Below are 12,488 nucleotides of genomic sequence, written 5' to 3'. Positions count from 1 at the left end.
CCGGTGAGACATAGTATCAGTTAAGATTTAATGGAAAAAAAATAGCCTTGTGTGCATAAGCGTGACTAATAAGTAATTTCTTTGAAAGAAATTACTTATTAGTCACGCTTATGCACACATCTTTTAAATCCTGTCTGGTGGGGTTAGCCCTGTCGCTGAGTTTGTTTTCCTGCATCGACCACCGCCTGGTGGCCCGCAATCACCCGCTCGCTTGCGGCTCAAGAAAGTGGGGGGCACTGAGTACACCTACGACAGTCAAAACCGATTGGCGACTATTACAAGACCCAATGGGAGTTTAGGGGTTCTTTCGTATGATGACCCCAAAAGAAACACATCATTTACAGCGAGTATCCAAATGCCGCCGACCGCACTACAGGCTTGGCTACTTTTTTTCCCTACAACCTGGATGGTACTTCGTTCATAGCCGAACAACGATTTATAGTTAACTCAGCTATTTTCCCAGACCCACGCGTAATCATTGCAATTTTCAGTTACCAATTTGATAGCGATAAGCACCTGAGAGGTTATTATAAAGCGGATGCGGCTAATAATGCAACTGCCCGAAATGGGGCCAGTTACACGTACACAGGTGAAAACATTACAAAAGCAAATAGTTTCTCGGGGCGTGACAGAGGACCAGACGGTTTTTATGAATATGATGACAAAATCAACCCTTTCTTTGGTCTACTGGATGACCCAAACGTTGATCCGCAACTGCGTTGTAATCGCAATAATATCATTAAGAGTTACGCACCAGGCTTTCCAAACAGCGATAGGAGTTACCAATACGAATACAACCCGCAGGGCTTGCCCACCAAGCGCACCACCGTGGGCACCAATGAGGTCGTGACCTACACCTACAAGTCGTATTGATTCGAGGTGGTTTGATTGTTAAAAAGCGGATGACCAGAATCCTGTTTTCTGGTCATCCGCTTTTTTAAGGCTCTGCGCTATCTGAAGTTATAAAATGGCTATGGTTTGTAAGGCATGTTTTTAAGCAGTTTTAGATTATTCAATTCCTGAATCACAACTACATTCTGGCGGGGCACAATCTCGCGGTCAATCCAGTTTTGCACCCGCGAGGGCTTGAAGTCATACAACCGGCAGTAGTCGGCAATAGTGACCCAGTCCCCAAACACATACTCCTTGCCTTCATAGGTAACTTTGCCTTTCTGGCTAAGAATCAATTCCGCTTTTTCGACCAGTGCATCCATTTCTTTCAGGTTCTGCTCGATTGAAGGTTGCAGATGGGCCTTCATGAACTGACGAGCTTGCTTGCTGTCCTCGTCACTTAGGGTTTCCAGAAATGCCTGGTAGTGCTCTATAACTTCAGCACGCTCCTCCTGTGTTTTTGCTTTCTGAAATTGCTCCAGATAATTCTTTGCCTGCTCCATATAGTAACGCAGTGGTTTCCCACTCCGGTTTAGAGTTCCTTTAATCGGTGATCAATCGTGTCAAGTATGTCCCGGAAGTTAGCGGCCTTTTTCAATAAGAACGCGAACTCGTCATCATCATCGTCCGGTTTTTATGATGTAAAGATAGGCTTGTGAAGGAAGTACACAACGATGATTTTTTGCTTAGTTATCGTTTGATAAGCCGATACACTGGATAACTCACCGCAATAAACCCAATGGCATATTGACTGCTCGAAAAGTCGCTGAAAACCACGCCCACCAGAAACGCCAGTGAGGCAATCAGCAACCCCCAGGTTGAGAACGGGTAACCCCACGCCCGCACGGGTCGGGAAAGGTCGGGTTCGGTTCGTCGCAGCCAGATTAAGGCGGCAAAGCCCGATGCATTGCAGAGTACGAAAAAGAACGTGGCAATGTCGGACAGCTTGCTGTAGGTATTGGTCAGAATGAGCACGATAGACGTCAGGGCCGTTAGCAACACTGCCAGGGCCGGTGTACCGCCTGCATTGACGTAGGTGACCTGCCGGAAAAACAGGCCATCGCGGGCCATCGAGAAAATAACGCGCGGGTTAAACATCAGTTGGGCGTTGATGATACCCATAATTGAAATCATGAGCAGGAATGTAACAATCTGTGCACTACCGGGGCCGAAAATGAACTGAACCGCATCAGCCGCAGCTAATTTGGACCCGGCCAGTGTTTCCATCGGTAATACGTAGAGCAGGGCCAGATTAACCAGCACATAGATACCAATAATCAACAGGACACCGCCCATCATCGAACGGGGCAGGTTGCGGCTGGAGTTAACGTCTTCCTCGGTGAAGTAAGCGGCCGTATGCCAGCCGTCATACGTGTAAAAAACTGATTGCAGCGCGGCCAGAATACCCAGCCAAACCCCTTTCTCCGCCAACGGTCGGGCAGGGGCCGTAGCGATGGGCACCGACGAATCGGGCGTTATACCAAAACAAACGATAACGAAGGCCAGCAATCCAATAGCTTTAAGCAGACTCATAACCTCCTGCCCCCGGCTCGCTGAGCGAACACCAAGCCAGTGAAACGCAACAAAGGCCAGCAAAATGCCAATGGCGAGCGACTTCTGCCAGTTGACCACGGCTGGTACTAATAAGCCGATGTATTCGCTCATGACGGCGGCTCCAAAAGCCATTGCCGACACACTGCCAAACCAGGCACTAATGCCAATGACGAAGCCTACATATTCGCCAAACGCCCGATGTGCATAGACGTACCAACCCCCGGCTTTGGGCAGCATCGTGCCTAATTCCATGACCGATAACGACCCAATGAGCGCATACACGCCAACAGCCAGCCAGACGGCAATAATGAGGGTTGGGTTGCCAACGGCCTGAGCAATGTCGCCGGGTTTGCGGAGAATGCCGGTGCCGATGGTGCCGCCGACAGTGACGGCCACGCCGAAGCCGACGCCTAACAATTTTTTGAGTTGATTCTGGGCCATAGTCAGGCGGGTAGGAGCGAGATGCTGAAGTGGGTTTCCTGCAATGATAGCGAAAAATCGCGCTTGCTTTGGGCGTTAAGCCATCGCAAGCCCGTTCGATTCCCGTTTTTTCGTAAGTTTGCCCGCATGAGCGCCATTCTAATGCACCCTTATGTACTGGTTTTCATAGGGGGCGGGGCGGGTAGTCTGCTACGCTACTTCGCCGGGCGGCTGATGCCAGCTACATTGATGGGTTCCTCTTTTCCAACGGCTATTCTGGTCGTTAATGTGCTGGCCAGTTTTGTGTTGGGGGCGGTTATTGGCTGGGTCGTCAATCGGTCGGCGGGAGAAGAAGCACGACTGCTGATTGGCGTAGGCTTTTGTGGCGGGTTGAGCACGTTTTCGAGTTTTAGTTACGATACCGTCCTCTTGCTACAACAGGGTCGCATTGGAGCGGCATTGCTCAATATTGGTTTGAACATAGTGCTGTGTTTGCTGGCATCCGTTGGCGGATTGGCGATTGCTGGAAAATTATAGCGTTGCTGTAAGGCGGGTGGACATCCGCAATTTTCAAGCAATGATTGCTGGTTCCTATCCGCCTTATATCGAAACTGTTTGGTAGTTACTTTTTCTGGTCGGCTTAACCCCTAAATCCCCTGAAGGGGACTTTGTCTAAGCATAAACCACGTCCCCTGAAGGGGATTTAGGGGTTAAGCCGACTCGTCAACACATGCGTTTATGCGCTTGATCCTAAACAGCTTCATCAACTTTCGTAACCCAATGGCAAGCCTATACAGATTAGTTGCATTTCTGTTTTTATTGCTCATGATAATAACCCGTTCAGAAGGTCAGGACATGGCCCGTCGGCTGCACGACGCCCACGAGACGTACAAGGAGAAAACGTTTACACATCGTCGGTTCAGGCATAAAGACATTGTGCCGCTTCTAAATGTTCTACCTAACCCCTTGTCGGTCAGTCGGGTAGGCGAATCTCTGGAGAAGCGTGCTATTTACCAGGTAAAAGTCGGAACGGGGTCAGCGAACGTTTTGCTTTGGAGTCAGATGCACGGCGACGAAGCCACCGCTACCATGGCGCTGTTCGATATTTTCAACTTCCTGAAAGCCACAAATGACGGCTTCGATGATTTCCGAAAAGCCATTCTGACCAATACAACGCTCCATTTCGTGCCGATGCTCAACCCCGATGGCGCCGAACGTTTCCAGCGCCGAACCGCTACCGACATCGACATGAACCGCGATGCCCTGCGGCTGCAAACGCCCGAAGGAGCGTTGCTAAAGAACTTGCAACAAACGCTTCAGCCGGTGGTTGGCTTTAATCTCCACGACCAAAACCCGCGTTATAGCGTCGGTAAAACCGGGAAGCAGGCCGTTGTATCGTTTCTGGCCACGGCTTATGATGAGGATCGGAATGTGAACGACGTGCGGCAGCGGTCGATGCAACTGATTGTGGGTATGAACCGGGTTTTGCAGCAGTTTGTGCCGGGGCAGGTAGCCCGGTACGACGACGAATTTGAACCCCGCGCGTTCGGCGATAATATTCAGAAGTGGGGAACCACACTGATTCTGATCGAGTCGGGTGGATACAAGGACGACCCCGAAAAAATGACCATCCGGCGGTTGAATTTTGTCGCCATTCTCTCGGCCCTGAAGGCCATTGCCGATGGGTCCTATAAACAGGAGGCTATAACTGACTATCAGGCGATTCCTGAAAATGGCCGGGCTTTGTTCGACGTGCTGATTCGCAACGCGACGGTCGTGCGGGAAGGTCGCTCCGTAACGATAGATATTGGCATCAATCACACCGAAGTTAACGACGAATTAGAACGAACATTTCATTACAAAAGCAGTGTTGACGACATCGGCGATCTATCGACTTTTTATGGCATTGAGGAAATTGACGCAAGCGGGTTAACAGTTGCGCCAGCTCACACCCATCCTGATACGCTCAACACCGTAAGCGATTTAGCGACTCTTGACCTGCCAGCTCTACGACGGGATGGGGTAACCGTTTTTACGGTTAGGAAGGCACAAAAAGATCGTTTTCCGGTTGAGCCAATCCATATTCTTCACGAAGGAACACTACCAGCCTACCCCCTCGAATTAGAGCATATTCCAACGTTTTTGCTGAAAAAAGGCCAGGCTATTCAGTATAACTTCGTTAATGGCTTCTGGCAGAGTGAACAAACGAACATGAATAAATTAAAGAATGGGATTATTGACTGAGCAGAACAATTAACTGCCGTTTGTAGTATATTCCCTATTTTCTTTGGGTTTTTCTGATCATTTTAGAATGTATACTACTGAATTGTCAGATTTATATAATTATCTGATTTTCAATAATTTACATCTTTTCTAAATATAATTCAAGGGTAATATTGGGGTAACGTTGGCGTAATATTAGGCAGGTAGCTTTGCAGTGTTAATGCGACACCCAAACTACCAATATGAACCATAATTTTTTATCTCTTCTGCTTACCCTTATTTCGACCGCCGTATGGGCGCAGACCGGTACCGTCCGGGGAATCGTTAAAGACGGTAAAACAAAAGAAGCCCTTATTGGCTGTACCGTCCGAATCGACGGAACCCAACTTGGAGGCACCACCGACATCGAAGGCGCTTTTACCATCGCCAACGTTCCATCGGGCACGCAAAAGGTTATTATCTCCTACGTTTCGTACCAAACCAAAGAAATCCCCGCTGTTCGGGTTGAGTCGGGCAACACGACAGTTATTGACACGGAATTAGACGAAGAAGGCAAATCCTTGCAGGAAGTGGTCGTTCGGGCCAGCCGGGCCACCAATACAGAGGTCGCCGTTATTACCGAAATCAAGCAGATGAAGGCGCTGGCCGTTGGTATTTCGGCGCAGCAAATTCAGAAATCGCAGGACCGCGATGCCGCAGCGGCCATTCGCCGGGTGCCGGGCGTAAGTATCGTTGACAATCGCTTCGTGCTGATTCGGGGTTTGGGCACCCGCTACAACAACGTCCTTATCAACGACGTTATCGCCCCGTCGACCGAAGTAGAATCCCGCTCGTTTTCGTTCGACATTGTGCCCAGCAATATTCTCGACCGGATGATTGTGTTCAAATCCGGGTCGGCCGAACTGCCCGGCGACTTTGCCGGTGGAGTTATCAAAATCTATACGAAGCGTCGGCCCGACCAGAATTTCACTGATGTTGGCCTTACCGTTGGTTATCGGGCGAACACCACCTTCCAGAATGTACAATCTCACTCGCGGGATGGTTTAAACTTCCTGGGTTTATGGGACGCTAAGCAGCAACTTCCCAGTAGTTTTCCAACCAAAGCGAGCGAGTTTAATGGCTTGAGTTCAGTGCGCCGGGCCTCTTATGCCCGCCTGTTGCCCAATAACTGGGCGTTGAATGATGTGGCTGTTTCGCCCGATGTCCGGCTTGCCATCAATACGGGTCGGCGGTTTGACCTTGGTAATGTTCGGGTGAGCAACCTGACCAGCATCAACTATGCACTGACCAATCAATTCGCAAACGTTAATGTGAGATTATATGAGAATACCACCGCCAATGACGTACAGCAGGAATATTCTGACGCCAGTTATGCGCGTGGTACCCGCCTGGGTATTTTACACAACTGGACGTTTCGTTTCTCGCCCAATTTTACGCTCGAATGGAAAACGCTGTTTAATCAATTGGGATCAACAGAAACGGTTGTCAGAAAGGGCAGTTTCGTAATCGATGGTGTCGATGTGCAGAGTTATTCTGAACGGTTTGAAAATCGGAGTATTCTAAGCACACAGGTTTCGGGCGAGCATACGCTCAGCGAACTTAATAAGATTAACTGGATTGCCAGTTATGGTTATTCGGGTCGTTGGGAACCGGACTGGAAGCGTGCTCAGTATACTCGAACACAAGGTGCTGTTGGCTCAGACGGCCAACCCGAACCATTCCGGCTTAACATTCCCGTTCAGCCCAGCCCGCTCAATCTGGGCCGCTTCTATTCTATGCTGAACGAGCAGGTAGGTACATTAATTGGGAATTATGAACATGCCTTTGGCAACCCAACCGACCGTGAGCCGAACCGCATTCGGGCTGGGCTGTACGGAGAGAGCCGCAACCGTGACTTTGCCGCCCGTTTTTATGGCTACGAACGAGTTGGCTTAATCAACAACATTAGCGGTTTAGCTATTGGCCAGGCCCTGGCACCTGAAAACGTTACTGGTCGCGAGGGGAGTTTTAGTCTTCAGGATGGAACCGTTGCCAACGACTCTTACAATGGCAAGACAACCTACGCGGCTGGCTATGTATCCGGTGATGTCAATTTCGGTGCTCGGGCGAACCTGACCCTGGGCTTCCGGGGTGAGTTTTACAATCAAACTCTGCGATTGGCACAAGCAGCTAATTCATTAGTAGACAACAACATATTTAGTCCACTACCTTCGGTCAACTTCACATATAAACTGACCGAACGGCATAATATACGTTTTGCTTACTCATCGACCGTGAATCGCCCTGAACTACGAGAGTTAGCTCCTTTCCGGTATTATGACTTTGCCCGGCAGATTGAAGTGGTAGGAAATCCAAACCTGAGGACGGCTACTATTCAAAATTTTGATGCGAAGTACGAATTCTACCCTACACCCAATGAATTGATTTCGGTCACCGGCTTTTATAAAAGCTTTAAAGACCCCATCGAATCATTCCTGATTCCAATCCCTGGAAATTTCATTTTTACCTTCACGAACGCCCTGTCAGCGCGAAATTATGGGGTAGAAGTTGAATTCAGAAAAGGTTTTGCCAAGTCAGGCAGTGTGTTTCTTCAAAATCTTCAACTCGTCGGGAATGCCTCCTATATAAATAGCCAGGTAACAACGGGTGATTTTATTGAAGCGCCAGGACCGGGTGGAACCGTCGAACGTTTCGGTAACAGTACAGACCGGAAACGGGCGCTGGCAAATCAGTCGCCTTACTTAATAAACCTGGGGTTGTATTACGCAAATCCAACATCTGGTTGGCAGTACAACCTGCTTTATAATGTAGCCGGGCCGCGTATTTTTCTGGTGGGCAACCTCGAAGACCCAACTACCTATGAAATGCCCCGTCATGTAGTTGACATGAACATCAGCAAGACGATTAAGCAACAATTTGAAGTACGGCTGGGCATACAGGATATTTTTAACGCGCCTTTCCGTTTCGCCCAGGACTACAACGGGGATCGTAAGATTGGCAGCGACGTCACATCGCGTAACGCCAACGCTGACCAGGATTATATAAAATACCGGCGCGGCCAATATGTGACCCTAACCGGCGTGTACACCTTTGGTCGCCGGACAATTGTTCCTTAAATGCTGAGTACTCAACGAAAACAATAAATAATCAAACCAAACCTGTTTATGCAATTCATCAAACGTTTTCAGTACCTTCTGCTGGTCGGCATGGGTTTTACGGTAGCCCTGTCGGCTTGTAAGAACGACGACACACCCGCACCCGATCCGCTTTCAATTACCAGCATTAGTCCAACACAAGCTCCGCTGGGGGCCACCATTATTATCACCGGAACGAGTTTTAATGCAACCCCCGCCAGTAATACAGTCGTATTCGGCGGCAACGCGGTAGCACAGGTTACGGGTGCCAGCACTACGTCACTCACTGTAGTTGTACCGGCAGGCGCTCAAAACGGTGCCATTTCGGTTACGTCAGGTGGCGTAACGGTCCAAACCCCAGCCAGTGCAAATTTCACCGTCTCGAACCGACCCGTAACAACGTTGCCAAACTCAATTACGGCGAACATGACCTTGTCGGCCAATACGATTTATAACCTAAAAGGCTACGTGTATGTCCGAAACAATGCGGTTCTGACGATTGACCCCGGCACAATTATTCGGGGCTTCAACGCAAGTCAAGACCCGGAAAACCAGAATCACCCTGGCACGTTGATCATCACCCGAGGAGCACGCGTAGAAGCTAAAGGTACGGCGGCTACTCCCATTGTGTTTACGTCCAGCCAGGCGGTTGGCGCCCGGAAATATGGTGACTGGGGTGGCATTGTTCTGATTGGTCGTGCGCCCGTTAACCGGGGAAGCGCCGTTGCGTTCGAGGGCGGTATTGACGGAAAGTTTGATTCAGATTTAAATATGGCGACCGATAACTCCGGTACGTTACAATACGTTCGTATCGAATTTCCAGGTGTTGCCCTGTCCACTACGGCTAACAGTGAAATCAACGGGTTGACTCTGTATCAGGTTGGTTCGGGCACAACGTTAGACCACATACAGGTTTCTTATAGTGGCGACGATGCGTTCGAGTGGTTTGGAGGAACGTCAAATGCGAAATACCTTGTTGCGCTTCGCACCTGGGATGATGACTTCGATACAGATTATGGCTACACGGGTAAAGCGCAGTTTGGCGTAGCGTTGCGGGACCCGAACGTAGCCGACCAGTCAGGCTCTGAAGCGTTCGAGTCAGACAATTTTGATCCAGGGGTTCCGCTTACTGCCGGGCTGCCACAAACTGCCCCCATCTTTGCTAACTTCAGTGCTTTTGCCTTTAATCCTGGTCTGCCTAATGTGGCGAATACTGCTGGTGGTTCAGGCGCGTATCGGGCTGCCATGCACATCCGCCGGAATACGAAAATCAGTATCTATAATTCGGTATTTACCGGTTTCCCGGAAGGCCTGCGTCTCGAAGGAACAACAGCCGGTACGCTGGCTAATATTAACGACGGTAGCATAGAACTACAGGGTATTGTACTGGGCAATTCGGAAAATCCAGGCTCTACAACTGTTGTTCGGGGTGTTAGCGATATCACGACGGCGGCTGCACAGGCGTACTTTAACGCACCTGCCCGCAAAAATCAGATCATCGGGACGGATATTACTGCCTTGTTGCTAAACGCTCAGAATTTCAGTTTGACGGCTCCTAATTTTCTGCCACAAGCCACTTCCCCCTTGTTAGTAGCGGCCAATGCCGCAACAGGTGGCAAACTGGCCGATTCATTCTTCACAGCCGCTCCCTATCGGGGTGCGTTCAATACGGAGAACTGGCTGGCGGGCTGGACCAACTTCGATCCGCAGAACACGAATTACGACAGATAATCAAGAAATGAATTAATTTTCATATTGGTGTCGCACGAAAGGGCCGGGGCTTTGCTTCGGCTTTTTTCTTGTTCAGCGAAAATAAACCATGTGGGATGTGTTTGCTCCAATGTATTGAACAACTTAGCACTTTCAGGCGGTGAATGACAGCTTTCCTGATTACTATTTTTATAGTTAAGGGGTAAGTATGTTACTTACCTCGTCGACATACGTCTAATACTCGACTAAATCCATGAACTTTTAGGGAGTTCATAAATGTTCGGAAATAAATTTGCGCCCGAGGGGGTAAGTTTTTGGCTGAATGTTAAGTAGTTACTAATTTGGCCGTTCCGAATGGCCCCGTTCTGAATAAGTCATTGACTTTCTGTAGTAATCTTTTACCCTTATCAGGCACCGTAACCGATGATTTCAAAAAAAGCGAAGTATGCTATTAAAGCCCTCAAGGTGTTGACCGAAGAGTACGGCAAAGGCCCCGTACTGATTTCCTATATTTCTGCAAAAGAGCATATTCCCAAGAAATTCCTGGAGGCTATTCTGCTGGAACTTCGTAATCACGGGATTTTGCAAAGCCAGAAAGGGAAAGGCGGAGGCTATCTGTTACGTGTCGATCCGGGTCGGGTCAATCTGGCTCAGGTACTGCGCGTCATCGACGGCCCCATTGCGCCTACGCCCTGCGTATCGTTCAATTTCTACGTTAAATGTGACGATTGCGACGACGAAGTAACCTGTGCCTTGCGCCCCATTATGGAGCGGGTGCGGGATGCGAATCTCGGCGTATATGAAAATACGACATTACTCACGTTTCAGAACCCGGAATTACTGGCCACGAAGGAGATTGCTATCGGCGCCAAAGCCACTGTAGTGACGGACACCTCTACCAACCGCATGACAGCGTAAAAAAAAGTTATGGCGTTGTAACGTTGGTTCTGAACGCATCAGCCAACGTTGCAACGCCATAACGCTTTAACTCATTCTGGTTGGTGCTCTTTTCGCAGTAAATCGTTTACGGTCTTAACCGGGTTGAACGTGATTAATGGCACTTCTACGAAAATCGTATTCCAGTCGGCCATCGCGCCGTTCCAAAGGCCGGGCAACTCCTGCGCTTTCAGGTCTTTGCCATCCTTCGATTTTGCCGTAATGAAGCCTGTTTGAGGGTCGCGATACGCAGGCAGGTCATATTTTCGCCCATGATGGTCTCTCAGGCCACAAACCAGATCGACAGGGTTAAAGTGTGTCGCTTCATCAAAAATAGACTTCTGCGCCGGATTTGTTAAGTCAATCTGCGCTGACTCAACCACCTGCAACGAGACCGAACCATCCTGATTTCTGGCCCAGAATGGCCCGCCACCCGGTTCGCCAACGTTTTTTACCATGCCGCACGCCCGAACCGGCCGATCCAACTTCCGGCGAAAATAAGCCAGTTTCTCCGCTTTCGGCAGCTTATCGAAGCCTTCGGGCGCAAGTGTGAAAAGTGTACGCTGAAAGAGTTCGTCGGCTTCAGCTAAGTAGCCATCGCTTACGTTGTCTTTCTCCAAAAGACCCTGCAGGCGGGCAATCTGCTGCTGTGCATCGAGTAGTACAGCCGCCAGCACTTTTTTGTACGTTACAGTCGTCTCCTTAATTTCGTCGGGAACAACGTTATCGATGTTTTTGATAAAGACAATATCCGCGTCGATGTCGTTGAGGTTTTCAATAAGCGCACCATGACCTGCCGGGCGAAATAACAGCGATCCTGGTGAGCCATCGCGGTCGGCATTGCGGAAGGGCGTATTATCCATGTTTACCGAAATGGTATCGGTGGACTTTTTCTGTTCCGAAAAGCTGATGTCGAACGTTACTCCAAGCCACGCTTCGTAGTCAGCTTTTTGTTCGCGAATGAGTTGCTCAAACCGACTGCGGTGCTCGGGTGATACTGTAAAGTGAATTTTCACTAAACCATCCGAGTTAGCATAAGCGGCTCCTTCCACCAAATGTTCTTCTACCGGTGTACGGGGGCCATCGGCATAGCGGTGAAACTTCAGTAAGCCCTTGGGCAGATTTCCGTAGTCAAGCCCTTCATCGGTTAGCAGGAATCGCAGCACCAGTTGCCGATCGTTCTCCGCAAGAGCTTTGTCTAAATCCTGCCCTTTAGCGGCCATTGCGGCTTTGAGGTCATCATAGAACGCAAAGTCGGTTAGGCGGGCAAACACCTCGTCGGTCGATTTGTCGAGCTTTCCATCCAGAGCGGCAAACAGCGATTTGAACATCCGGGTTGCCGCCCCCGAAGCGGGTACAAACTTAACCAGGTCACGCTGATGGGCGGCTTCGTCGAAACGATGGATGTAGGCCGGTAACTGAGCGTCGTCGATGCGAACGATGCCATCGCCAATGGTAGCCGCTTTGATAACGTTCAGATATGGGAATCCATGAATGAAATGGTTTATCTGCTGATCAATTTGGTCGAGCGATATGCCCTGTACCCGAATCTGGTCCTGATCCTGCTCAGTAAAGTCCATATTTATAGAAAAGAAAATAGCGTAAGGAACGGGCGGCAAA

10 protein-coding genes are annotated in these 12,488 nt (G+C 49.5%); 7 read left to right on the top strand and 3 right to left on the bottom strand.

Translation table 11 applies throughout. The features are described from left to right. Positions 1 to 110 precede the first annotated feature (110 nt). Entirely contained in the window at positions 111 to 299 is a 189-nt protein-coding gene (locus ACYVI1_RS27620; protein ID WP_460914476.1) for a hypothetical protein, read from the top strand. A 79-nt stretch (positions 300 to 378) separates the two neighbouring features. Next, positions 379 to 873: a hypothetical protein gene (locus ACYVI1_RS27615; RefSeq protein WP_460914474.1), complete on the top strand. Its 495-nt coding sequence runs from the start codon at positions 379 to 381 to the stop codon at positions 871 to 873. A gap of 98 nt (positions 874 to 971) precedes the next feature. Here ACYVI1_RS27615 and ACYVI1_RS27610 read toward each other — a convergent pair whose 3' ends face one another. Further along, positions 972 to 1,394, bottom strand: coding sequence for a hypothetical protein (locus tag ACYVI1_RS27610; protein ID WP_460914472.1), 423 nt, complete (start codon positions 1,392 to 1,394; stop codon positions 972 to 974). A 187-nt stretch (positions 1,395 to 1,581) separates the two neighbouring features. Next, entirely contained in the window at positions 1,582 to 2,886 is a 1,305-nt protein-coding gene (locus ACYVI1_RS27605) for an APC family permease (protein ID WP_460914470.1), read from the bottom strand. Between the two features lie 126 nt (positions 2,887 to 3,012). On the opposite strand from ACYVI1_RS27605, the gene crcB reads away from it, so the two are divergent. From crcB to ACYVI1_RS27580, 5 genes are all read left to right on the top strand, one after another. Beyond that, complete coding sequence (gene crcB / locus ACYVI1_RS27600; protein ID WP_460914468.1) at positions 3,013 to 3,402, top strand: fluoride efflux transporter CrcB; 390 nt, start codon at positions 3,013 to 3,015, stop codon at positions 3,400 to 3,402. Positions 3,403 to 3,690: 288 nt separating this feature from the next. After that, positions 3,691 to 5,109: a M14 family zinc carboxypeptidase gene (locus ACYVI1_RS27595; protein WP_460914466.1), complete on the top strand. Its 1,419-nt coding sequence runs from the start codon at positions 3,691 to 3,693 to the stop codon at positions 5,107 to 5,109. Between the two features lie 221 nt (positions 5,110 to 5,330). Then, complete coding sequence (locus tag ACYVI1_RS27590) at positions 5,331 to 8,204, top strand: TonB-dependent receptor (RefSeq protein ID WP_460914464.1); 2,874 nt, start codon at positions 5,331 to 5,333, stop codon at positions 8,202 to 8,204. A gap of 48 nt (positions 8,205 to 8,252) precedes the next feature. Next, positions 8,253 to 9,953, top strand: a complete 1,701-nt coding sequence (locus ACYVI1_RS27585) for an IPT/TIG domain-containing protein (protein WP_460914462.1) — start codon at positions 8,253 to 8,255, stop codon at positions 9,951 to 9,953. Between the two features lie 402 nt (positions 9,954 to 10,355). Continuing rightward, positions 10,356 to 10,850, top strand: a complete 495-nt coding sequence (locus tag ACYVI1_RS27580; protein ID WP_460914459.1) for an RrF2 family transcriptional regulator — start codon at positions 10,356 to 10,358, stop codon at positions 10,848 to 10,850. 71 nt (positions 10,851 to 10,921) lie between these two features. On the opposite strand, the gene ACYVI1_RS27575 is transcribed toward ACYVI1_RS27580, so the two are convergent. Further along, the gene (locus tag ACYVI1_RS27575; RefSeq protein WP_460914457.1) at positions 10,922 to 12,448 is read right to left on the bottom strand and encodes a DUF4301 family protein; all 1,527 of its coding nucleotides are present in this window, start codon (positions 12,446 to 12,448) and stop codon (positions 10,922 to 10,924) included. Between the last annotated feature and the right edge of the window lie 40 nt (positions 12,449 to 12,488).

The organism is Spirosoma areae (assembly GCF_054781775.1).
Note: the sequence above shows the minus strand (reverse complement) of the source record. Positions and strands in the feature narration are given on the sequence as shown.

Excerpts from the sequence above, each read along its gene's own strand:
- ACYVI1_RS27620 (WP_460914476.1), top strand. The coding sequence starts at position 111 with ATGCACACATCTTTTAAATCCTGTCTGGTGGGGTTAGCCCTGTCGCTG.
- ACYVI1_RS27610 (WP_460914472.1), bottom strand. The coding sequence starts at position 1,394 with ATGGAGCAGGCAAAGAATTATCTGGAGCAATTTCAGAAAGCAAAAACA.
- ACYVI1_RS27605 (WP_460914470.1), bottom strand. The coding sequence starts at position 2,886 with ATGGCCCAGAATCAACTCAAAAAATTGTTAGGCGTCGGCTTCGGCGTG.
- crcB (WP_460914468.1), top strand. The coding sequence starts at position 3,013 with ATGAGCGCCATTCTAATGCACCCTTATGTACTGGTTTTCATAGGGGGC.
- ACYVI1_RS27595 (WP_460914466.1), top strand. The coding sequence starts at position 3,691 with ATGATAATAACCCGTTCAGAAGGTCAGGACATGGCCCGTCGGCTGCAC.
- ACYVI1_RS27590 (WP_460914464.1), top strand. The coding sequence starts at position 5,331 with ATGAACCATAATTTTTTATCTCTTCTGCTTACCCTTATTTCGACCGCC.
- ACYVI1_RS27585 (WP_460914462.1), top strand. The coding sequence starts at position 8,253 with ATGCAATTCATCAAACGTTTTCAGTACCTTCTGCTGGTCGGCATGGGT.
- ACYVI1_RS27580 (WP_460914459.1), top strand. The coding sequence starts at position 10,356 with ATGATTTCAAAAAAAGCGAAGTATGCTATTAAAGCCCTCAAGGTGTTG.
- ACYVI1_RS27575 (WP_460914457.1), bottom strand. The coding sequence starts at position 12,448 with ATGGACTTTACTGAGCAGGATCAGGACCAGATTCGGGTACAGGGCATA.